Source organism: Cobetia amphilecti (assembly GCF_032923285.1).
Classification (GTDB): Bacteria; Pseudomonadota; Gammaproteobacteria; order Pseudomonadales; family Halomonadaceae; genus Cobetia; species Cobetia amphilecti.
In genome coordinates this window covers 38,117-58,927 of the sequence record NZ_CP136695.1, presented here as the reverse complement: position 1 = coordinate 58,927, position 20,811 = coordinate 38,117, and the positions used below count along the sequence as shown (strand labels likewise).

The following is a 20,811-nucleotide window of genomic DNA, read 5'->3' as shown; positions in this document are numbered from 1 at the left end:
TGCGAGTCACGAGGCCACAAGCCTCGAGACTCAGGCATCGCAAGATGCCACCGTTTCGCCTGACGACCATAGCGAGCGTGAACCACCCGATCCCATGCCGAACTCGGAAGTGAAACCGCTTAGCGCCGATGGTAGTGTGGAGTTTCTCCATGTGAGAGTAGGTCATCGTCAGGCACTTATCCCGAACCGCCCCTGCAGCCTTGCTGCAGGGGCGGTTCTCTTTGTGCGCAGGAAAAGTGCTGCTCAGGAAAGAATGCGGCTAGAACAGTTTCTCCCTGCAAGAGTCGCGGATGGCCGCCCCACGACAGTCATGAAAAGCTCGTCAGGCACTTGTCCCGCACCGCCCCTGTCGCCTTGCTGCAGGGGCGGTGCTGTCTGTGGCAGTGCATAGGGGGGCAAGGTGCCCTGCTGAGGAAGGGAAGCGCGCAGAGATCCGCCTGTGGACAACCGGAATCTGGGAGCTGGCACCTGAATTATCCACAAGGGCTTGTCGAGCAGGAGGAGTTTCCAGGACTAGGCAAGCCTTGCTGAAACCTTGGGTACAGCCGGCTGATGGTGGGAGCTGATCAGGCGTCGCGGGTTCTGCACCTCAGGGTTGCTCATGTTTTTTACGATCAGTCTGAACTAAAGCTCAATCGGCGACTCTGAGTATGTGAGTTTCGACGTTCCCTTGCTTAGAAACTTGTCTGTGCTATCCCATCAGCAGACTTTTTGCGATCTGGCGCTCCTGCCTTGCAGTCGAGCAGCCTATCCGCCGGTCACTTCCCCAGTGACCGGTTTTTTTATGCCTGTCATTCGGGCGATGCCTTTGTGGTCTTCGGCGAGCTGTTGCAAAGCCCTGGTAGATCATCTGCAGCGAGACACAAAAAAGCGGCCGGATGAGTGATCATCCGGCCGCTTTGGCATCTGATGTGGCCCTCACGGAGTGAAGGTCACGTCAGTGAGAGGAGCGCCTTAGCTGTTCTGCTCGATGCCCTGGATGTGCCAGTCGGCGCCATCACGCAGTTCACGGACCAGGTGCCAGGTCTCGTTGAACTCGTTCTGCTCGCCATTTTCATCCAGCACGCCATGGAACAGGACCGTCGCTTCCGCCTGCTTGCCAATCTCCTGCACGCTGCCCAGTTCAGCAAACAGACGCACGATTTCGGTACGGTTGTTGGCCGGTTGCTGAGCGCGCTCTTCACGCAGCAGATTGTAGAGCTCTGGCGTGACGTACTCCTGAATGCGCGGCAGGTCGTTGTTGTCCCAGGCGCGCTGCAGCGTCATGAAGTGTTCCTTGGCGCCACCGAGGAACTGCTCCTTGTCGAACCAGGCCGGTTCGCTGGCCGGGGCACCGCCTGTCAGGCCTGCCCCGATACCACCGGCCGGAGCCAGCGACTCGCCTTGCGGCTGATGCGCTTCACGCGCCTGCACATTGCGCGGCTGGTCATCGTGGCGTGTAGAGGAACCACCACCACTACCTGCCGGCCCGCCGCTCGCCATGGCGGCCTTCTTGCGCGCGCTGAGGAACTTGAAGGCGATGAAGGCGATCACCGCGATGATCAGGAAGTCTGTCATGCGCAGACCATCGAAGGCGCCGCCGAAGAACAGCGATGCCAGCAGGCCGCCTGCCAGCAGGCCTGCCAGAGGTCCGGCAAACTTGGACAGGCCGCTGGAGGGCTTGGACTTCGCTGCGGTGCTGCTGTTGGTGGCCTTGTTGCTGCCAAACAGTGAGCTGGAGGATTTTCCGCTGTCAGCGGATCGTGAGTAGCTACCGAAACTCTTGCCGCCGCCGAGGCGCTTGGCCTCTGCGTGTTCGACGCTCAGACCGAAGCCGAGCAAGCCGACCATCAGCATGATGAACAGATGGCGCATGTGGGATCTCCTTGGATGCGCTAGCGTGTAAGTGGAAGCTCCATTCTAGCCTTAGAATCGTCGTGGGAGGACCAATGGACGACGAAAAGTCTCAACACCTGATGGCGAGGCGATCATTGTTGTTGCTGATCGATTTCCAGGCTCGCCTGATGCCGGTTCTGAGTGGCGGAACCGAGGCCATCAACAGTGCCATCTGGCTGGGCGGAATCGCCCAGGCGCTGGAAATTCCCGTCTGGCTGACCGAGCACTGTCCCGACAAGTTGGGCGCAAGTGCTCCGATGACGCATCTACTGAGCGAGCGCACCCGCTGCTTCACCAAGCGCAGTTTCAGTGCGCTGGATGCGCAGGACTTTCGCAAGGCATTGGAGCAGAGTGGCTGTGACCAGTTGGTGATATGTGGTGCCGAGGCGCACGTCTGTGTGATGCAGACCGTGCTGTCCCTGTGTGGCGCAGGCTATCGAGTGGCGCTGGTCGCCGATGGGGTCGCCAGTCGCCGCCCGCGGGAGGCGGCGCTGGGGGTGGCCCGCTGCGAGGCCGCGGGCGCCAGTGTCGTCAGTGCCGAGATGGTGGCGTATGAATGGCTTGGGTGTGCAGATCACGTCCTGTTCGGCGATATTCATCGCCGTTACCTCAAACCGCGTGCCGCAGAACACCTGACTTTCCCGGGGCTGGGCGGATGAGGCGTTAAGTGACCCGCCGGTCACGTATCAGGCGCGTGCCGCGTCGGCCTCACTGCGCGTGAAGACCAGCGTATCGCCCTCAGAGGCGGCATTGGAGAAGCGATAACCGGCCACGTCGAAGTCCTTGAGGTCCTCGGCTGTCTCGATGTCGTGCTTGAGCATCCAGGCGCTCATCAGGCCGCGTGCACGCTTGGCGTAGAAGCTGATGATCTTGGACTGGCCATTCTTCTCGTCCTTGAAGACCGGCGTCACGATACGGTGGCGGAACGCCTTGGCATCGATGGCCTTGAAGTATTCATTGGAGGCCAGGTTGACCAGTATCGGCGTGCCGCTGTCTTCCACCGCCTGCTCAAGTGCCGGAGTCAGCGTCTTGCGCCAGTAGGCGTAGAGGTCCTTGCCGGCCGGGTTGCTCAGACGCGTGCCCATCTCGAGACGGTACGGCTGGATAAGATCCAGCGGGCGCAGCAGCCCATAGAGGCCGGAGAGAATGCGCAGCTTGCGTTGTGCGCGCTCAAAATCTTCCTCGCTGAACGAATCCGCCGCCATGCCCTGATAGACATCCCCCTGGAAGGCCAGCACCGCCTGTTTGGCATTATCTAGCGTGAAGGGCGGCTGCCATTCCTGGAAGCGAGCGGCATTGAGGCCGGCCAGCTTGTCGGAGAGCTTCATCAGGCTTGCGATGTCCTGCGGCGACTGCTCGCGCAGGATGTCGATCAGCGGTTGAGCCTGCTCGAGAAAATCGGGTTGGCTATGACGGGAGGTCACGGGGGCGCTGTCGAAATCCAGCGATTTGGCGGGCGAAATCACACTCAGCATGTAGACCTCCTGGCAGGGAAAGGTCTCAGTATATCAGGCAGACAAGATGGCCCCGAGTCCGCCAGGACTATCGGGGCCATAGATTGCACTGCGTGACGCCAGAGGCATCAATAGCGGCGGATCAGGAAAACCCCCGCGAACAGCAGCAACACGCCTGCCACGCGCCCCAGCGAAAGATCATGCTGCGGGAAGGTCGCCCAGCCGAAGTGGTCCAGCACCACCGAGGCCGTCAGCTGCCCCGCCAGAAAGGTGGCCATCATGGTGGCAGCGCCCAGCTTGGGCACCAGTATCACGCTGGCCGCGACGAAGAAGGCGCCCAGCAGGCCGCCGGTCCAGCTCCACCAGGGGGCCGCTTTCAGGGCGCCGACGCCCGGCATGGGCAGGCGCATGGCCAGCACGATGACGACCAGCGCGATCGAGCCGACCACGAAGCTGACCATGGCAGCCATGAGTGAACTGTGGGTCTGCAGGGCCAGCGTGGAATTGACGCCAGCTTGAATCGGCATCATGGCACCGGCGGCGACAGCCATGAGGATCATGCTCAATTCAGCGGGATTCATGAGGGGTCCTTGGTCACGAGCAGGCCGGTCATGATGACCGGCCTGTCGGGGTTGTGTATCCGTTACGGGTCAGAGGCGATTCAGGGGCACGGGTTGGGTGCGGTGTTGTGGATCATCTCGATCTCGGCCAGCACTTCCTCGCTCAGCTCCACCTCGAGGCTTTTGATGTTGCTTTCCAGCTGAGTCATCGTCGTGGCACCGATGATGTTGCTGGTCAGGAACGGGCGAGTGTTGACGAAGGCGAGAGCCATCTGGGCCGGGTTCAGGCCGTGACGACGCGCGATGTCCACGTAGCAGGCGATGACGTGCTGAGCCGGCTCGGCGTTGTAGCGCTGGAAGCGCTCGAACAGCGTCAGGCGAGCGCCTTCCGGACGGGCGCCGTCCAGATACTTGCCGGACAGTGTGCCGAAGGCCAGCGGCGAGTAGGCCAGCAGGCCGACATCTTCGCGGTGCGCGAACTCGGCCAGGCCCACTTCGAAGCTGCGGTTGACCAGGTTGTACGGGTTCTGGACGCTGGCCACGCGCGGCAGGTTCAGGCGCTCGGCCAGGTTCAGGCACTGCATCACGCCCCACGGCGTCTCGTTGGACAGACCCACGGCACGAATCTTGCCGGCGGTGACCAGCTCGCCGAGGGCCGACAGGCTTTCTTCCAGCGGCGTCATGTCTTCCTCTTCGGTCGGCTGGTAGCCCAGCTTGCCGAAGAAGTTGGTCTTGCGGTCCGGCCAATGCAGCTGATAGAGGTCGATGTAATCGGTGCCCAGGCGACGCAGGTTGTCGTCACAGGCGGCGATGATCTGCTCACGCGTCAGGCGCGAACCACCGCGCAGGTAATCCATGCCCGGGCCGGTGACCTTGGTGGCGATCTTGACCTGATCACGATTGCCGCGTGCCGCCAGCCAGCTGCCGATGTATTCCTCGGTACGGCCCTGGGTCTCGCCATTCGGGGGCACCGGGTACATCTCGGCGGTATCGATGAAGTCGATGCCAGCGTCGAGCGCGCGGTCCAGCTGCTGGTGGGCATCGGCTTCGCTGTTCTGCTCGCCGAAGGTCATGGTGCCAAGGCATAGCAGACTGACGTCGATGCCAGTACGGCCAAGAGCTCTACGTTGCATGCAGGATTCCCCTATCGGGTAGGTGTCAATGTAGCGGGCAGGACGAGTGCTTCCAGCACGCGCGTGGCGCGCGGTTCGCGCGCGTACTTTACCCCAAGGATGGCGCACATATTAGCAGCGTAACAAAAACCCACAAGGCGGGCTTGAGTCCCCCCGATTGCGCGAGTATGCTTGGCGCCCCGCTGTCAGGGGAGCAGTCTTTCTAGGCCGCCCGCAAGGGCAAACTGACAGTGTTGGCAAGGAGAATAGCGTCGCGGGCTCAGGATCGGGCCAGGACACGGCGTCACCCCTCTTATTCTGTATCAAGGTTACTCGTCATGCCGCAGGCCCCAACCCTGATGACTGGACTGAAATACCGCCTGGCGGAGCGTCTGTTCCACGCCTCCTGGCTGTCCGGCTCTCAGCAGAAGCATCGTCTGACCATGCGTCTGTTCAATCACTGCGCCAATGCCGGTCACACCGGTGCGTTGTCATTGTACGGGCACATGCTGTTCCAGCGCGGCAACTCCGCTCAGGAAAAGGCCAAGGGCGCGCGTTTCGTCATCAAGGCCGCACAGGCCGGTGACGTGCATGCCCAGTATCAGGCGGCGCGTATCTATGAGTATGGCTGTGCCCAGTATCAGAGCGATCCGGCCAAGGCCGTGACCTGGTACGCACGTGCCGCCGAGTGCCGCCATGCTCTCGCGGCCCAGCGCTTGGCGCGTGCCTATCGTGAAGGCTCCCTCGGTCTGGCGGTCTGCCCGCACAAGGCCGAGCAGTGGGAAGCCCACGCCCGCACGGGTGGTGAGGCAGACCTGCACTGAGCTGATGTACTGACCTGATGTACCAGCTGCTGTACTGCCCTCGCTGCCACTGACAACGCCCTCTTCGTGAGGGCGTTGTCGTCTCTGGCCCTCCCGCGCGCGTCTCTTGAACGTGATGCCAGCGTGATGGAGCAGATTGACCTGATGCCTGCGTTGACAGCGTCACGCTCAGGACTCGCCAAGCAGGGGGCAATTCCCGTAACCTGAGGACATTCAACCTCTTCTCGCCCGGGCCCTGTCTGCCTGAGATACCTTGGGAGATTCGTGTGACGCTGCCTATTCTGCTCGATATTGAAGCCTCCGGCTTTGGCCGTGGTAGCTATCCGATCGAGATCGGGCTGGCGCGTGCCGACGGCAGCAGTTGCGCCTTCCTGATACAGCCTCTTGATGAGTGGGTGCATTGGGACCCGAAGGCGGAGCTGTTGCACGGCATCTCACGGGCACGGCTGGCACGCGAAGGGCGGCCAGTGCGTGAGGTGGCGCAGTGGGTCAATGATGAGCTGGGTGAGGCCGGAATCGCCTACAGCGACAGCTGGGGCTACGACAATACCTGGCTCTCGCTGCTGTTCTATCATGCCGGCATGCTGCCGCGCTTTCGTCTCGAGGCGCTCAGGCGGCTGCTCGATGAGGAGCAACTGAATTGCTGGGCGGAGCTCAAGGAAGCGGTGATCGCCGAGGGCGGCATCCAGCGCCATCGCGCCGGAGATGACGCCCGTCTGCTGCAACTCACCTGGCAGAAAGCCCAGTCGATCGGGCGAAGCGAATAAGCCTCCGCCGGATGCCTCGGGGTCTACGCCTGGCGGCATGAGCGACACTGCTGTCAGGCCGGGTGTTGTCAGGCGGAGCAGTGAGCACGAGATAGCGCCAATAAAGCCAAAAAAGCGGCAGCCCACTGGGCTGCCGCTTTTTTATGCTGGTGCTTTTTTCATGCTGATGTCATCAGCGCCATGACGAGGCTCAGGCGCCCGTCACCGCCAGCAACACCTTGCCGGTGCTGGCGTTGTCCTGCACATAGGCATGCGCGGCATCGGCTTCCTGGATCGGCCAGCTCTTGTCGATATGCGGGCGCAGCTCACCCCGTGCCAGGCGTGGCCACACATGCACGTAGAGCGCATCCAGTACCATGCCCTTGCCATCGGGGGAGCGCGACCGCAGGGTCGAGCCGATCAGGCGCTGACGCTTCATCAGCATGCGACCCAGATCCAGCTCATCCATGCGCCCGCCCATCAGGCCGATCAATACCATGCGGCCATCCTGTTTCAGCACCTGCTGATTGTCGGCCAGATAGCCGCCGCCCACCGGGTCGAGAATCATGTCGGCGCCACCCCAGTCGTTCACGGCCTCGACGAAGCTGCCATCGTGGCGATTCCAGCCGGCATCCGCGCCGAGGCGCAGGCAGGTCTCCAGCTTCTCCTGGCTACCGACGGTCACGAAGCACGGATGCCCGAACAGCCCGCACAACTGGATGGCGGTGGTACCGATGCCGCTGGCACCGGCGTGCAGCAGCACGCGCTCCTTGTGCTTGAGGTTGCCCTCGATGAACAGGTTCAGCCAGGCGGTGGCGAACATCTCCGGCAGGGCGGCGGCGTCTCGCAGGCTATAGCCCTCCGGCACCGGCAACACCTGCAGGGCGTTGACGACCACCTCCTCGGCATAGCCGCCACCGGACAGCAGCGCACAGACCGGATCACCGACCTTGAAGCGCTCGACGTGGCGGCCGACCTCACGAATGGTGCCACTGACCTCCAGCCCCAGGATCTGACTGGCACCTTCGGGGGGCGGATATTGGCCGGCACGCTGCATCAGGTCGGCGCGGTTGACGCCGGCCCAGGCCACCTCGATACGCACCTCATCCGAGGCGATCCCGTGCGGGGCCTCGGTTTCCTGCCAGACCAGTGATTCATTCTCGACGGCTATCGCAAACATTCGCTCTCTCCTTGGCGTGGCAGTCGCGCTGCCTGTTCGTACGCGGATGATATCTGTGCCGGGGCGCATCGGCCGCGGACCACGTGGGCGACTGTCATCTCACTGTACGGGGACTGTGACGCATCTGTCATGAAGTGGCGCGAACCTGACGTGATATCAAGCCCCATGATCCAGACATCGCGTTCCGCACTCCGTGCGGCCAAGGAGAGAGCATGATCGATACTGCCCGCGTCATCGCTGCCAAGTATCCTGCCTTTGCCAAACGTCACCCGCTGATTCGACGGCCAGCTCTGGCCATGCTGCGGCGCCTGGTACACGAGGGCGAGATCAATGCCTTCCTCGGCGAGAACTCGGACCAGCGCGGCTTCGACTTCATTGACCGCGTGCTCGATCACTTCTCCTTCGGCTACTCGGTGTCCTCGCGGGAGCGCGAGAACATTCCGGCCTACGGGCGTGTCGTCATCGTCGCCAACCATCCACTGGGGTCACTGGATGGCCTCGCGCTGCTCAAGCTGGTCGGCGAAGTGCGCCGCGACGTCAAGATCGTCGCCAATGACATCCTGATGAAGGTCGAGCCGCTGGCCCCCTTGCTGCTGCCGCTGGACAACCTCAGTCGCCGTGGCTATCGCAAGAGCAGTGGTCAGATCTGCGATGCGCTGATGAATGAAGAGGCCGTGATCATCTTCCCGGCCGGCGAGGTCTCGCGTGCAGGCCCGACCGGGCCACGCGATGGCAAGTGGCTGTCGGGTTTTCTGCATTTCGCGCGCAAGACCAACGCGCCGGTGCTGCCTATCCACGTCAGCGGGCGCAACTCGACGCTCTTCTATGCGCTGTCGTCGATCAACCGCAGCTTCGGCACGCCTCTGCTGGCGCATGAGATGTTTCGTCAGCGCGAACGGCAGCTCAAGCTGCGCATCGGCGAGCTGATCCCGCTGGAGCGCCTCGACAGCGATGCCCTCAATACCAACGCCAAGACGCGTCTGCTGCGCAAGCACCTGTATCGCATCGGGCGCGGCAAGCGTGGCCTGTTCGTGACCGAGAAGGCCATCGGCCATCCCGAGGAGCGCCAGGCGCTGCGTGAGGAACTGACGCCCTGTGAACTGCTGGGCGAGACCCGCGACGGCAAGAAGATCTATCTGTTCGATGCCTTCCCCGGCTCCAGCGTGATGCGCGAGATCGGGCGACTGCGCGAGATCAGTTTCCGGCGGGTCGGCGAGGGCACCGGCGAGCGGCGTGATATCGATCGCTATGACGCTCACTACCGGCATCTGGTGCTGTGGGATGACGCCGATCTCGAGATCGCCGGTGCCTATCGCATCGGAGAGGTACGCAAGATCATGGCGGCACATGGCGAGAAGGGGCTCTACAGCCCGACCCTGTTCCGCTTCACGCCCGAGATGTTCGAGCGCATGCAGGACGGCCTGGAGCTGGGGCGCAGCTTCGTGCAGCCGCGTTACTGGGGGCGGCGCAGCCTCGATTACCTGTGGCAGGGGCTGGGCGCCTATCTGCGCTGTCATCCCGAAATTCGCTGGCTGTTCGGCCCGGTCACGCTCTCCAACAGCTATCCGGAGGCCGCCAGGGCACTGATCGTCAGCTACTACCGTCACTATTACGGGGATGATGAGGGGCTGGCGCGCGCACGGGCACCGGTCGCCCAGAGCGTGCCGGGCAGCGCCGCCCATGAAGCGGAGCGCCTGTTCGATGGTCAAGACGCCGATGGCGATTTCCGCCGCCTGCGTGCCCAGCTGGATGCGATGGGCGTGACGGTGCCGACGCTCTACAAGCAGTACGCCGAGGTCACCGAGCCCGGCGGCACCCGTTTCCTCGATTTCAGTGTCGACGCCGATTTCGGTTACTGCATCGACGGCCTGGTGATGGTCGATGTCGAGCAGGTCACCGCCAGCAAACGGGCGCGCTATATCGGCAAACCCGTTCAGCAGCAGGCCGCCTCGGAAGATGCCGTTGAGGCTGTTGGTGAGACGGCGCTGAACTGAGGTGGCGCCCTACTGAGATAGCGCGTTGAGCTGAGACGGCCGCTCGCAGAGTCACTCCCCATGGCGCCGGCGTCATGCGCTTGATGGGGAGTGACGCGCTAGGCTGTCAGGTCTCAGGTCTTACGTCTCAAGCCTTACGTCTCAGGCGCCAGACGCTTCAGCAGGGGCGTGATCTCGCGCTCGCTGATCAGGCGCGCGCGAGTGTCTGCATCGAGGAAGCCCGCCTCGACGGTGCGGTCCAGAAACTCGAGCAGGGGTGCGAAGAAGCCGTCACTGTCGAGGACGGCGATCGGCTTGGCGTGAAAGCGCAGGTACTGCCAGGTCCAGGTCTCGAACAATTCCTCCAGGGTGCCAATCCCGCCGGGCAGGGTCACGAAGGCGTCCGCCAGAGCGGCCATCTGCGCCTTGCGCTCATGCATGTCCGCCACCTCGATCAAGCGCGTCAGACCGGTATGCGCCTTCTCGTTGCGTACCAGTGCCTGGGGGATCACGCCGATCACCTCACCGCCTGCTGCCAGCGCGGCATCTGCCAACGCCCCCATCAGCCCGGCGCGCGCGCCTCCGTAGACCAGTCCCCAGCCGCGCTCGGCGATGGCCGTGCCCAAGGCTTCGGCCAGTTGGCGGTGCTGTGGGGAGACGCCCTCGCGGGAGCCCAGATAGACACAGATGCGATGCATATTGCTCTCCTGAATGTTTCTCGGCGGCGCTCACTGCTGGCTGCCGTGCCTTGATGTCATGTCCTTCCTATCCTACGCGAGTTGTGCGGCGACGCTATGACGCCGGTGAGGAACTCGGCATTGCCCCGTGGCCATCGCGGGTACGTGCTGACTTTCGGCGTTGTCGCCTGCATTCGCGGGCCTGCTCTGCTACCCTTGCCGCCCCCGCAGGCGACGGCTGGCGGGCGCTGGCGCCCCGTGAGCTTGCATCGGGATGCACCCCAACTCATCGCGACGTCGTCTTCGACGGGCGCGGAACAACAAGGCAGGAGAGGCAGATGGCGCAGGTGCGCGGACGCTTTGCCAGTCGGCTGGGCTTCTTGATGGCCGCCGCTGGTTCGGCAGTAGGACTTGGCAACGTATGGGGCTTCCCGTCCCAGACGGCCAACAACGGAGGCGGGGCCTTCGTGGTGATGTATCTGGTGCTGGCCTTCCTGCTGGCATGGCCGGCCTTGATGGCTGAGCTTGTCATCGGCCGCCATGGTCAGGCCAACATCGTCACCAGCATGAGTCTCGGTCGAGGCATCACCAAGCGCTTCGGCGCGCTGGCGGGCTGGGCGGGCATGCTGACCGCCAGCCTGATCCTGGCCTTCTATGCCATCGTCGCGGGCTGGCTGCTGGGCTATACCGCCGCACCGGTCAGCGAGGCGCTGGGCATGAGCTCCGCCGCCAGCTGGCTGACCACCTTCGACTTCACGCGCAATGTCTCGCTGACGGCGGTCTTCCTCGCCTTGACGATGGCGATCGTGGTCGGTGGTGTGCGCGGCGGGATCGAGAAGTGGTCCACGCGTCTGATGCCGCTGTTGCTGATGCTGCTGGTCGGGCTGATCGGCTACGTGCTGACCCTGCCGGGCGCCGATGAAGGCCTGAGTGTCTATCTGACGCCGCAGTGGGACCGTATCTTCGATGCCGACCTGATGCTGAGCGCGATGGGCCAGGCCTTCTTCTCGCTGTCTCTCGGCGTGGGCGCGATGCTGATCTACGGCTCCTATCTGGGGCCGGAGCAGAACCTGCCGCGTCTGGGCGTACTGGTGACGCTGATCGATGTCGGCATCGCCTTCCTCGCCGGCCTGCTGGTGATTCCGGCCATGTACGCCGCGCGTCATCTGGGCGTCGAGATCTTCGATGCTGATGGCCTGCTCAAGAGCTCGGACACCCTGCTGTTCGACACGCTGCCGGCGCTGTTCGGCCAGATGGGTGGCGCAGGTGACATCTTGATGGTGGCGTTCTTCGCGCTGATGAGCGTGGCGGGCATCACCTCTTCCATCTCGATGCTGGAAGTGCCGGTATCCTTCGTGGTCGAGCGTGGCTGGCTGGGTCGGCGTGCCGCCACCCTGGCCGTCGGTGCCGCCATCATGGCCATCAGCCTGACCATCGCCGCCAACTTCGGGGCACTGTTCGGCCTGGTGATCATGTTGACCACCCAGTACAGCCAGCCGCTGGTCGCGCTGGTGATGTGCCTGCTGGTCGGCTGGGCGATGTCGCGCCATGCGCTGCTCAAGGAGATCCAGAGCGGGGCGCCGGACATCGAGTCCAGCCTGTTCTGGAAGATCTGGCCGTGGTACGTGCGCCTGATCTGCCCGCTGTGCATCGCGCTGGTCTTCGCGCACTCGCTGTAGATCTGACGCTCGTCCCAACGCAAGAAGCCCGCCAATTGGCGGGCTTCTTCATCTTCTGCCTTCAAGCCGACGGCATCGGCTCGATCGTCGTCAGGGCTCAGGGCAGCTCGGACAGCACGTCGTAATGGGCATCGACCCAGTGACCGATGGCGTTGCCCTCGGCGTAGGCGAGGTGCTGGGCGTACTGGGTGTGCAGGCAGCGCACCTGATTCCAGTCACGGATGCCGCCGACGCCACGTTCACGCATCAGGTCGGCGAAGCCCTGGGACTCGATGGCGCTGCGCTCGGCCTCGCTCATGAAGCTCCAGCGTTCGGCGACGTAGGCCTCATGGCTGGCACGATAGCGCGCCAGCAGTTCCTCGTCGGTCTTGAGGCGTTCTTCCAGCCCCTTGATGACGCCTTCGGCCTCGATGCGTGACAGCGAGATCTTGAGGCGTTCATCGCACAGCCAGTAGAGGGTCGGAAAGGGCTTGCCGTCCACCAGCGAATGCATGCGCAGCACCAGCGGAGTGCCCTCGCCATCGGTGGCGGCCACGGCCTGGATGCCGCGCGGCTTGCGCCCGAGCTGGCGCTCGATGATCTCGAGCTCCCGTGCGTCGGGACTATGATTGGTCAGGATCACCATGCTTGCGGTCAGGCTCCAGCACACACTTGTTGGACCGGGATACGGCCCGGAAGAAAGCCTGGTTGAGCTGCTGGGGGCTCGGCACATAGCCATGCCACTCACGCTCGCAGTAGTCACTGCCGCGCGCCATCAGCTCCGGGGCCAGACGATTGAACCAGCCATCATAATCGTAGGGGTCAAGGCCCGGCAAGCTGATGTGCGGGTAGTCGGCGAAGCGCTCACTGAACCAGTGTTCCAGCGCCGCCTCGACCTGCGCATGCAGCTCGGTCATGTCCGGGTAGATCCACTTGCTGTAGCGAATGCCCATCGGGCCTCCTCGCTGACGCGGTGCTGTGGCGGATGCTCGTCATGGAGAGTCCATCATGCAGTGCCAGGCCCGTGGCCCTCAGTCGTCACGGGCCAGCGGGGCGAACTGGCCATTGCCCAGCTCACACAGTAACGCGGGGGCGAGCGCTATCTCCAGCCCACGACGGCCGCCGCTGATGAAGATTTCCGCCTGTGTCGCGGCGCTGTCATCGACCCACAGTGGCAGGCGCTTCTTCTGACCCAGCGGACTGATGCCGCCGACCACATAGCCGGTGGCACGTTCGGCGGCCTCATGCGCGGCCAGCGCCGCCTTGCGTGCCCCGCAGGCGCGTGCCAGTGCCTTGAGGTCGAGCGTACCGCTGACAGGCACCACGGCGACCACCAGCGGCTGACGTGCATTGCCGCCTTCCAGCTGGCAGACGAGGGTCTTGAAGACCTGGGCGGGCTCAAGCCCCAGCGTGCGGGCGGCCTCTTCCCCGTAGGCGGGAGCGCGTGGGTCGTGGGCATATTCGAGTGTGCGGTGCGGCTTGCCCTTGAGCAGCTTGAGCGCGGGTGTCATGCCGGCACGCTCCCCTCGGAGGCTGCGCTGTGCGTCCCGAGTGCCCGGGCGGCCTCGCGCAGGGCCGAGACATCCAGTTCGGCGCTGTCGGTGTGCTCGTGCACATGGCTGACCAGGGTCGCGCGCAGCTCGCCCTCGATGGGCAGCGACTGCTTGGCATGATGATCGAACTGCACCAGCACGCAGTGACCGCGTGCGCCGCAGACACCGCTTTGCCACGCTTCCTGGGTCACGGTGAAGGAGCTGCCGCCGAGACGCGACAGCCAGGTGCGAATCTCCACCGGCTGGCCGTATTGCAGCTCGGCGAGGAAGTCGACCTCGATGCGCGCCATGATCAGCGGCCACTTGCGCGGGTCGAGGTCCGGCACGAAGACGCGGAACAGGTCATTGCGCGCCCACTCGAACCAGGCCGGCAGGCGCGTGTTGTTGACGTGCCCGAGGGCATCGGTGTCGTAGAAGGCCGGTTCCAGCGTCTTGAAGTACATGTCATCGCTCCTGGGCATCCATGCGGCATTTCAGCCTATCAGGAAGCTCAGGCGCTGGCTGTACGTCGTGAGGCTAGTCGACGTTGCAACGGCGTGAACACGCCCAGCCACGCCGTCGCCACGATGAAACCGAGCAGGGTGCCCAGGCCGACCCCCATGCCGGGGTAGCTGAGCGAGACCACCAGCGCATAGCACAATAGCGAGCCAAGGCCGGCCGGGTAGTGCTTGATGACGGTCGCGACGGCCACCGGCCCCTGGGTGAGATGCAGAATCACCAGCAGCGGGTACATGGTGACCGGGAAGGCCGCCACCAGGCCTGCCCACGAGGGCGGCAGCAGATGGGCCAGCGCGGTGATGCCGAACACGATGCCGGCGGCCAGTCCGGCGCGCGCCAGCAGCGAGACCCAGGAGAAGGGCGACTTGCGCGCCGTGCTCTCCGGTACGCCGCGATAGAGGCGCATGCACAGCACGATGGCGATCAGCGTCACGATCACGCCGCTGACGCGCGTGAACTCGAACTGCGCCAGCACCAGACTGGCGAGCAGCCAACCCAGCAGGCCGCCCAGGGTGCCGTTGATGACGCCGCGCAGCCCTTGTGCGCGCCCGCATAGCCAGTAGCCGACCCCCAGCGCCAGCGTCGAGGAGAAGCCGGCCAGAGTGTAGACGGCGCTCTGGCCGGCGAACTCGGGGGAGATCTCCACACCGATGAAGCCCAGCGTGATGGCCGTGCCGAGCGGGTAGCCGGACAGCAGTCCGGCCATGCGCGTCGAGAGACGCTCCGCGATCAATGACAGCCCGATCACCACCGCCACCGAGATCAGCAGCTTGAGCAGTTGCAGGCCCAGCTCACCCTGAAGCGCTGCGCTCATTGGGCGGCGTCCCAGAACTGACGACGCACCAGCGAGATCTTGCCCACCGCCGTGCCGGAGGCCTGATGACGATGGGCCTCGGCGACCTCGCTGAAGTCGAACTGACGCTCATCGAGGCGCACCTTGAATTCGCCTTCCTCGACCAGCTCTACCAGCTTGCCCAGCGCCTGGCGCTGCTGCTCATGCCCGATGCCAGCGGTCAGCGGCAGCAGGATCGACAGCACTTCCAGACTGCGGCTGCCGGCGTGCAGCGGCGAGAGATCCACCGTGGTGCGCGCATTGATGGTCACGATGCGTCCGCCCAGCTTGCTGGCCGCGAAGCTGGCGGCCAGGTTGTCGCCACCGACGCAATCGAAGACCAGATCGAAGCCTTCGCCACCCGTCAGCCGGGCCACGTAATCGGCCACGGCTTCCTCGCGATAGCGAATGACGTGGTCCGCGCCGCAGTCACGTGCCGCCCGGGCCTTGTCATCGCTGGACACCGTGGTGGCGACTTCCGCGCCGATGCAACGCGCGATCTGCAATGCCACATGGCCGACGCCACCGGCGCCGCCGTGGATCAGCACGCGCTGCCCCGCTTCCAGCTGGCCACGCTCCACCAGTGCCTGCCAGGCGGTGATGAACACTGCCGGCAACGCGGCGGCTTCCATGAAGCTCAGGCGGCGCGGCTTGCGGGTGATCAGGCGCTCATCGGCGAGCATGTAATCCGCCAGCGCGCCCGGATGAGCGGCGACACCGCCGGCAAAGCCGAGCACCTCGTCGCCGGGCGAGAAGGCCAGCACGTCATCGCCGACGGCATCGATCACACCGGCCACGTCGCCGTGCAGCACGCAGGGCGCTGGCGGCAGGAGAGGCACCTGGCCGCTGGCCAGCTTGAGATCCAGTGGATTGACGCTGGAGGCAGCGACGCGAATGCGCACCTGGCCGGGGCCGGGAGTGGGTAGCGGGCATTCGGTCGCCACGAAGTCGGCATCCGGGCCGGGGTTGCGCAGCACCATGGCATGCATGGAAGCGAGCATGAGACGTCCTCGTTGATACGGGTTCCGGCCAGTGTGGCCAGTGAGCGCCACACCCTACCCATTGCGCTGCGTTGCGGCAATCCGACTTGGGTGGTTTCAGCCGTCCAATGCACGGAATTGCATGATCGACAACGAAAAAGCCCCTGCCGATGGGCAGGGGCCTTGGGTCATGCGGCGGCTGACGGCTGTGTCAGGCCCGCCTGGGCGTGATGGGGATCACGCGTTCTGGCGCTTGGCCTCCTTGTCGACCGGTGCGATCTCGCCGGACTTCAGCTTGGCCATGTACTGGGCCAGCTCACGCTTCACGACCGGCATCAGGTAGTAGAGGCCGATGATGTTGGCGATGGACATGGCGAAGATCATGGCGTCGGAGAAGTCGATGACCGGGCCGAGACTCATGGAGGAACCGATGACCACGAAGGCGAGGAAGATCAGCTTGTAGACGATCTCGGAGCCCTTGCTCTCGCCGAACAGGTAGGTCCAGGCCTTCAGGCCATAGTAGGACCAGGACAGCATGGTGGAGAAGGCGAACATCAGCACCGCCAGGGCCAGCACATACGGGAACCACGGGAAGGCGGTCTCGAAGGCGTAGGAGGTCAGCTGGACGCCGCCGAGGCCTTCGACCTGGTAGGCGCCGGTGATGACGATGACCAGCGCGGTCATGGTGCAGATGACGACGGTATCGATGAACGGTTCGAGCAGGGCGACGATCCCTTCGGTCGCCGGCTGGGAAGTCTTGACGGCAGAGTGGGCGATGGCCGCGGAGCCGATACCGGCTTCATTGGAGAAGGCAGCACGCTTGAAGCCCTGGATCAGCACGCCGACGATACCGCCGCCGACCGCGACCGGTGCGAAGGCACCTTCGATGATGGCGCCGAAGGCGGCCGGAATCGCACTGAAGTTGAAGCCGAGGATGATGAGTGCCGCGATCACGTAGATGACAGCCATCATCGGCACCAGCTTCTCGGTGACACGTGCGATGGACTTGATGCCGCCGATGATGACCATGCCGACGATGGCGGCCATCACGAGACCGAACAGCCAGCCGTAGCCGACCAGGAAGCTGGCATCACCGCCGGTGACGTTGACGGCCTGCTGATAGGACTGGTTGGCCTGGAACATGTTGCCGCCGCCGATGGAGCCGCCGATGGCGCAGATGGCGAAGAAGATCGCCAGAATCTTGCCCAGACCCGCCTTGCCGTTTTCCGCGAAGCCCTTGGACAGGTAGTACATCGGGCCGCCGGAGATGGAGCCATCCGCGTTGACGTTGCGGTACTTCACGCCAAGCGTACATTCACAGAACTTGGAAGCCATGCCGAGCAGGCCGGCCAGAATCATCCAGAAGGTCGCGCCCGGGCCGCCCAGCGAGACGGCGACCGCGACGCCGGCGATGTTGCCAAGGCCGACCGTGCCGGACAGCGCCGTGGCCAATGCCTGGAAGTGGGACACCTCGCCTTCATCCTTCGGGTCGGTGTAGTCGCCCTTGACCAGACGGATGGCATGGCCGAACAGGCGGAACTGCACGAAGCCGAAATAGAGCGTGAAGATGACGGCCGCGATGATCAGCCAGCCGACGATCAGCGGGAACTGGGTGCCGGCCACCGGCACGGAATAGAAGATGGTCGAGACGATCGGATTGACGATCGGTCCGACGATGTCACTGATGGCCTGGTCCATGCCTTCGGCACGGGCAGAGCTTGCGGCCATGAGGGCTGCCATCGCGGCAGCCCAGGGGGCCAGGGAGCGGAATCGACTCATGAGAGGTAACCTCGAAAAGCGAATTGTCGTTATTGTCTGGTGCGAATCTCTGCAGGCGGCGGGTGCGGGAGGCGCCTGTCTCAGGGAACGATGGTGACGGGCACCGAGGCCTCTTGAATCAGATGGGCGGTGACGCTGCCGAAGATGCGTGAGCGCACGCTTTCCCCCTTGCGGCCGACGATGATCTGCTCGGCATTCACTTCACGCGCCAGCAGGCTGAGGATCTCGGCGGCATCGCCGTGGCGGACACGGCCCTCGACCTGATAGCCCTCCTTTTCCAGCTCGCTGATGGCAGGCGTCAGCACACGCTCGCGGGCCAGCTTGATCTCGTTCTCACGGCGACTGGCACGCTGGGCGTTCTCTTCCGGCGTGTTGAAGCTGTAGGGCGACCATTCGACCACGTAGCAGAGAATGATCCTGGTTTCCGCGCCCACCAGAGAGGCGACGCGCTTGGCATAGGCAATGGCACTGTCGCCGCCCGGGGTTCCATCCAGTCCGACAATCAGGGAGGTGGTCATGGAGCTTCTCCTGAAGCTTGCTGGTCGTCGTGTCGCGCCAGCGGATTCTTGTTGAATTACCGTTTCGTTGCGGTTGAAAGAACTTTACTCCTCGCTCACACAAGAAATCCCTTCGGGTGTATCGCTTCACAAAACGATGATTAAACGAAATGGCGTCAGTTACGCGTTGACGAGTCTCAGGTTTCCGCTACGCCATTAGCCGGTGATGACGATATTCGCTGAGAAAACTGCTACCCATGGCTGTCAGCAATGCCGAGAGCGGGACGAGCTGTCCTTTGAGGGCGCCAGCAGGGTCACCATCAGAATCGCCATCAGTGGCAGGGGGGGGAGTGGGAGTGAAGAGGATGTGTCCAGGGAGTGACGCAGGGGCAAGGAGAGGGAGCCGCAAGGAGAGGGAGCCGCAAGGAGAGGGAGCCGCAAGGAGGAGGAGCGGCAAGGAGAGTGCGGGCAGAGATAGAGCACAGCGGACAGGAACGGGCGGGAGCGGACAAGAGAATAGGGCGGGCAAGAGAGGGTAAACAGGGGAGGGAAAGCAGAGGGTGGGGAGGTGAGGGAGGTGAGGGAGGTGAGGAAGGAGAGTAGAGAGAAACGCAGCGCTGCTCACCAACAGCGCTGCGAGTGTTCAAGATCGACGCGGCTAGATCAGCCGCTGGTGCGTCAGGTCTTGCCAGGCGGCTTCGATGGGCCAGGCCAGCGGCTGACGCAGGTGTTCCGGCAGCGCCATCAGGGCGGCCGTGGGACTGTCGTGTTCGCGCATGCGCAACCAGCAATAGGCCCAGGCGCAGGCGTCATCCGGCCCCTGCGGCACCGGGCGTGCCGGCATCTGCATCAACAGGAACAGCGCTGCCTTGGGTGCCCACAGCGGCGCACCGCCCTCGGCGGCCCACTGCTCCAGCGTCTCGCCATCGGGATTGCTGGCGGGCTGGCCAAGACTTGCGACGCGCGCGGTATCGGCCAGCAGCACGGCGAGACGCTCGCTGTCGCCACGGCCATGGGTCAGCCAGGCACGCAACAGACCGGGCAGCCCGCGCTGGGCCTGTGGGTAAAAGGTGTCTTCAGACATGCACAAAGCCTTATGCTGTAGTTGGTCCACAGGTATTCTTCTCGCCGCCCTCGGGCGGCGTGAGTCGAGCGCACTGCTCGCGTTGCCTGCCAAATTTGCCCGCCACAGGGAGACTCCATCTTGCCATTCGATTTCATCACCCCGCTCGATCGACGCCAGTATCCTTCCCAGAAGTGGGATCGCTACGCCTCGGACGTCATGCCCCTCTGGATCGCCGACATGGACTTCAGCGCCCCGCCCGCCGTGACGCGAGCGCTGGCCGAGCGAGTGGCGCACCCGGTCTACGGCTATGCCAAGCCGTCGGAGGGCCTCGATGACAGCCTGTGTGACTGGAGTCGCGAGCATTATGGCTGGGAGGTGCCGCGTGACGCCATCGTCTGGCTGCCGGGCGTGGTGCCGGCCTTGCACCTGGCCAGTCTGGCATTGACCTCTCCCGGCGCGGGCGTGGTCACGACGACCCCGATCTACCCGCCCTTCCTCAAGGTGGCCCAGAAGACCGGACGACTGGCGCAGATGGCACCGCTGGCAGAGCCCGAGACGCAAGGCGGCCCCTGGCGACTGGATCTGGAGGCCCTGGAAGCAGCCATCACGCCCGAGACCGAGCTGCTGCTATGGTGCCACCCGCACAATCCTACCGGCCGCGTCTGGCGCGAGGAAGAGCTCGAGGCGCTGGCGGAGCTGGTCGAGCGTCACGATCTGCTGGTGGTCTCCGATGAGCTGCATGCTGATCTGGTGGTGGACCCGACGGCCCGCCATATTCCGCTGGCCAGCCTGAACGAGCGACTGGCGGCGCGCTGCGTGACCCTGTGGGCACCCTCCAAGACCTTCAACACCGCCGGGCTGACATTCGCCTGCGCGGTGATCACCGATCCCAAGCTGCGTGCACGCTTCACCGGCGCCGCCAATGGCTTGATGCCCGATACCAATGTGCTGGGCATGGCCGCGACCGAAGCGGCGTGGCGCGAGGGTGAGCCGTGGCGTCAGGAGCTGCTGAGCGTGCTGCGTGACAACCTCGATCTGCTGGAGAGCCATGTGGCACGCTGGGACGGCGTCAGCATGTCGCGCCCGCAGGCCACCTATCTGGCCTGGCTGGATATGCGCAAGGCAGGGCTCGGGGAGTCTCCGCAGCAGACCCTGCTCGAGGAATGCGATGTCGCGCTGTCGGATGGCGCAGACTTCGGCTGGCCGGGCTTCGTGCGCTTGAACTACGGCACCACGCGCGTGCAGCTGGAGAAGGCGCTGCAGCAGATGGATGAGCGCCTGCAGAAAGGCTGAGGTTGGCGAAGAGATCGAGAGGGGGGCGAGCGAAGCGGCCGAGAAGGGCAGTCGACAGTACCGGAGTTGATCTGGGTCAGTCTGCGGCGTTTCGTTGGCAGCTATCGCTCATCGCAAACTTGAATTGAGAATCATTATCGTCAACTCTGAAGTCAGGCCGCTCATCGGGAGGGGCTTGTCATCAGGAGATGCGACGATGAGACATGAGGTGGCAGAGACGCCGCGACAGGGGCGGCCAGCAAGCAGGGATGCAG

At 64.1% G+C, this 20,811-nt stretch carries 20 protein-coding genes, 1 rRNA gene and 1 pseudogene; 7 read left to right on the top strand and 15 right to left on the bottom strand.

Annotation, left to right across the window (positions count from 1 at the left end):
- Positions 1–58: 58 nt before the first annotated feature.
- Positions 59–174: ribosomal RNA gene (gene rrf / locus R1T44_RS00275) — 5S ribosomal RNA — on the top strand.
- Positions 175–954: 780 nt separating this feature from the next.
- Here rrf and R1T44_RS00270 read toward each other — a convergent pair.
- Positions 955–1,854: a Tim44 domain-containing protein gene (locus R1T44_RS00270; protein ID WP_043336569.1), complete on the bottom strand. Its 900-nt coding sequence runs from the start codon at positions 1,852–1,854 to the stop codon at positions 955–957.
- A gap of 74 nt (positions 1,855–1,928) precedes the next feature.
- Between R1T44_RS00270 and R1T44_RS00265 the strand changes: the two genes are divergently transcribed.
- Positions 1,929–2,534 (top strand): isochorismatase family protein, encoded by a 606-nt coding sequence (locus R1T44_RS00265; protein ID WP_317292354.1) that lies wholly within the window; start codon positions 1,929–1,931, stop codon positions 2,532–2,534.
- 27 nt (positions 2,535–2,561) lie between these two features.
- On the opposite strand, the gene yaaA is transcribed toward R1T44_RS00265, so the two are convergent.
- From yaaA to R1T44_RS00250, 3 genes are all read right to left on the bottom strand, one after another.
- Positions 2,562–3,350, bottom strand: coding sequence for a peroxide stress protein YaaA (yaaA, locus tag R1T44_RS00260; protein WP_317292353.1), 789 nt, complete (start codon positions 3,348–3,350; stop codon positions 2,562–2,564).
- 107 nt (positions 3,351–3,457) lie between these two features.
- The gene (locus R1T44_RS00255; protein WP_043336565.1) at positions 3,458–3,910 is read right to left on the bottom strand and encodes a DMT family transporter; all 453 of its coding nucleotides are present in this window, start codon (positions 3,908–3,910) and stop codon (positions 3,458–3,460) included.
- A gap of 80 nt (positions 3,911–3,990) precedes the next feature.
- Positions 3,991–5,022 (bottom strand): NADP(H)-dependent aldo-keto reductase, encoded by a 1,032-nt coding sequence (locus R1T44_RS00250; RefSeq protein WP_107335864.1) that lies wholly within the window; start codon positions 5,020–5,022, stop codon positions 3,991–3,993.
- Between the two features lie 317 nt (positions 5,023–5,339).
- On the opposite strand from R1T44_RS00250, the gene R1T44_RS00245 reads away from it, so the two are divergent.
- Positions 5,340–5,825 carry a tetratricopeptide repeat protein gene (locus tag R1T44_RS00245; RefSeq protein ID WP_043336560.1) on the top strand — a complete coding sequence of 162 codons (486 nt, stop codon included), beginning with the start codon at positions 5,340–5,342 and terminating at the stop codon, positions 5,823–5,825.
- Positions 5,826–6,091: 266 nt separating this feature from the next.
- Complete coding sequence (locus R1T44_RS00240) at positions 6,092–6,592, top strand: 3'-5' exonuclease (RefSeq protein WP_043336558.1); 501 nt, start codon at positions 6,092–6,094, stop codon at positions 6,590–6,592.
- 190 nt (positions 6,593–6,782) lie between these two features.
- On the opposite strand, the gene R1T44_RS00235 is transcribed toward R1T44_RS00240, so the two are convergent.
- Positions 6,783–7,751: an NAD(P)H-quinone oxidoreductase gene (locus tag R1T44_RS00235; RefSeq protein WP_043336555.1), complete on the bottom strand. Its 969-nt coding sequence runs from the start codon at positions 7,749–7,751 to the stop codon at positions 6,783–6,785.
- A 212-nt stretch (positions 7,752–7,963) separates the two neighbouring features.
- On the opposite strand from R1T44_RS00235, the gene R1T44_RS00230 reads away from it, so the two are divergent.
- Entirely contained in the window at positions 7,964–9,745 is a 1,782-nt protein-coding gene (locus tag R1T44_RS00230; RefSeq protein WP_317292352.1) for a lysophospholipid acyltransferase family protein, read from the top strand.
- Between the two features lie 134 nt (positions 9,746–9,879).
- On the opposite strand, the gene R1T44_RS00225 is transcribed toward R1T44_RS00230, so the two are convergent.
- Positions 9,880–10,422 carry an LOG family protein gene (locus R1T44_RS00225; protein ID WP_153636646.1) on the bottom strand — a complete coding sequence of 181 codons (543 nt, stop codon included), beginning with the start codon at positions 10,420–10,422 and terminating at the stop codon, positions 9,880–9,882.
- 317 nt (positions 10,423–10,739) lie between these two features.
- On the opposite strand from R1T44_RS00225, the gene R1T44_RS00220 reads away from it, so the two are divergent.
- Positions 10,740–12,080, top strand: coding sequence for a sodium-dependent transporter (locus R1T44_RS00220; RefSeq protein WP_043336549.1), 1,341 nt, complete (start codon positions 10,740–10,742; stop codon positions 12,078–12,080).
- Between the two features lie 97 nt (positions 12,081–12,177).
- Here R1T44_RS00220 and R1T44_RS00215 read toward each other — a convergent pair whose 3' ends face one another.
- From R1T44_RS00215 to R1T44_RS00175, 9 genes and pseudogenes are all read right to left on the bottom strand, one after another.
- The gene (locus R1T44_RS00215) at positions 12,178–12,705 is read right to left on the bottom strand and encodes a DUF501 domain-containing protein (RefSeq protein ID WP_043336547.1); all 528 of its coding nucleotides are present in this window, start codon (positions 12,703–12,705) and stop codon (positions 12,178–12,180) included.
- Entirely contained in the window at positions 12,683–13,012 is a 330-nt protein-coding gene (locus tag R1T44_RS00210) for a hypothetical protein (protein WP_043336543.1), read from the bottom strand. The genes R1T44_RS00215 and R1T44_RS00210 overlap by 23 nt, the downstream gene beginning before the upstream one ends.
- Positions 13,013–13,090: 78 nt before the next feature.
- Positions 13,091–13,570 carry an aminoacyl-tRNA deacylase gene (locus tag R1T44_RS00205; RefSeq protein WP_131432808.1) on the bottom strand — a complete coding sequence of 160 codons (480 nt, stop codon included), beginning with the start codon at positions 13,568–13,570 and terminating at the stop codon, positions 13,091–13,093.
- 95 nt (positions 13,571–13,665) lie between these two features.
- A pseudogene (locus tag R1T44_RS00200) lies at positions 13,666–14,055 on the bottom strand (acyl-CoA thioesterase); the annotation flags it as partial.
- Between the two features lie 47 nt (positions 14,056–14,102).
- A complete protein-coding gene (locus R1T44_RS00195; RefSeq protein WP_043336537.1) occupies positions 14,103–14,924 on the bottom strand; it encodes a hypothetical protein in 822 nt (273 codons plus the stop codon).
- The gene (locus R1T44_RS00190) at positions 14,921–15,943 is read right to left on the bottom strand and encodes a zinc-binding dehydrogenase (RefSeq protein WP_317292351.1); all 1,023 of its coding nucleotides are present in this window, start codon (positions 15,941–15,943) and stop codon (positions 14,921–14,923) included. Before R1T44_RS00190 ends, R1T44_RS00195 begins: the two co-directional genes overlap by 4 nt.
- A gap of 216 nt (positions 15,944–16,159) precedes the next feature.
- Entirely contained in the window at positions 16,160–17,701 is a 1,542-nt protein-coding gene (locus R1T44_RS00185) for an alanine/glycine:cation symporter family protein (protein ID WP_054557282.1), read from the bottom strand.
- 80 nt (positions 17,702–17,781) lie between these two features.
- Positions 17,782–18,219: a universal stress protein gene (locus R1T44_RS00180; RefSeq protein ID WP_131432807.1), complete on the bottom strand. Its 438-nt coding sequence runs from the start codon at positions 18,217–18,219 to the stop codon at positions 17,782–17,784.
- A gap of 637 nt (positions 18,220–18,856) precedes the next feature.
- Complete coding sequence (locus tag R1T44_RS00175) at positions 18,857–19,282, bottom strand: hypothetical protein (protein WP_043336524.1); 426 nt, start codon at positions 19,280–19,282, stop codon at positions 18,857–18,859.
- A gap of 120 nt (positions 19,283–19,402) precedes the next feature.
- On the opposite strand from R1T44_RS00175, the gene R1T44_RS00170 reads away from it, so the two are divergent.
- Positions 19,403–20,557: a MalY/PatB family protein gene (locus R1T44_RS00170; protein ID WP_153636641.1), complete on the top strand. Its 1,155-nt coding sequence runs from the start codon at positions 19,403–19,405 to the stop codon at positions 20,555–20,557.
- The last annotated feature ends 254 nt before the right edge of the window (positions 20,558–20,811 follow it).

Coding starts and splice junctions, on each gene's coding strand:
- R1T44_RS00270 (WP_043336569.1), bottom strand. CDS start 1,854: ATGCGCCATCTGTTCATCATGCTGATGGTCGGCTTGCTCGGCTTCGGT.
- R1T44_RS00265 (WP_317292354.1), top strand. CDS start 1,929: ATGGACGACGAAAAGTCTCAACACCTGATGGCGAGGCGATCATTGTTG.
- yaaA (WP_317292353.1), bottom strand. CDS start 3,350: ATGCTGAGTGTGATTTCGCCCGCCAAATCGCTGGATTTCGACAGCGCC.
- R1T44_RS00255 (WP_043336565.1), bottom strand. CDS start 3,910: ATGAATCCCGCTGAATTGAGCATGATCCTCATGGCTGTCGCCGCCGGT.
- R1T44_RS00250 (WP_107335864.1), bottom strand. CDS start 5,022: ATGCAACGTAGAGCTCTTGGCCGTACTGGCATCGACGTCAGTCTGCTA.
- R1T44_RS00245 (WP_043336560.1), top strand. CDS start 5,340: ATGCCGCAGGCCCCAACCCTGATGACTGGACTGAAATACCGCCTGGCG.
- R1T44_RS00235 (WP_043336555.1), bottom strand. CDS start 7,751: ATGTTTGCGATAGCCGTCGAGAATGAATCACTGGTCTGGCAGGAAACC.
- R1T44_RS00230 (WP_317292352.1), top strand. CDS start 7,964: ATGATCGATACTGCCCGCGTCATCGCTGCCAAGTATCCTGCCTTTGCC.
- R1T44_RS00225 (WP_153636646.1), bottom strand. CDS start 10,422: ATGCATCGCATCTGTGTCTATCTGGGCTCCCGCGAGGGCGTCTCCCCA.
- R1T44_RS00220 (WP_043336549.1), top strand. CDS start 10,740: ATGGCGCAGGTGCGCGGACGCTTTGCCAGTCGGCTGGGCTTCTTGATG.
- R1T44_RS00215 (WP_043336547.1), bottom strand. CDS start 12,705: ATGGTGATCCTGACCAATCATAGTCCCGACGCACGGGAGCTCGAGATC.
- R1T44_RS00210 (WP_043336543.1), bottom strand. CDS start 13,012: ATGGGCATTCGCTACAGCAAGTGGATCTACCCGGACATGACCGAGCTG.
- R1T44_RS00205 (WP_131432808.1), bottom strand. CDS start 13,570: ATGACACCCGCGCTCAAGCTGCTCAAGGGCAAGCCGCACCGCACACTC.
- R1T44_RS00195 (WP_043336537.1), bottom strand. CDS start 14,924: ATGAGCGCAGCGCTTCAGGGTGAGCTGGGCCTGCAACTGCTCAAGCTG.
- R1T44_RS00190 (WP_317292351.1), bottom strand. CDS start 15,943: ATGCTCGCTTCCATGCATGCCATGGTGCTGCGCAACCCCGGCCCGGAT.
- R1T44_RS00185 (WP_054557282.1), bottom strand. CDS start 17,701: ATGAGTCGATTCCGCTCCCTGGCCCCCTGGGCTGCCGCGATGGCAGCC.
- R1T44_RS00180 (WP_131432807.1), bottom strand. CDS start 18,219: ATGACCACCTCCCTGATTGTCGGACTGGATGGAACCCCGGGCGGCGAC.
- R1T44_RS00175 (WP_043336524.1), bottom strand. CDS start 19,282: ATGTCTGAAGACACCTTTTACCCACAGGCCCAGCGCGGGCTGCCCGGT.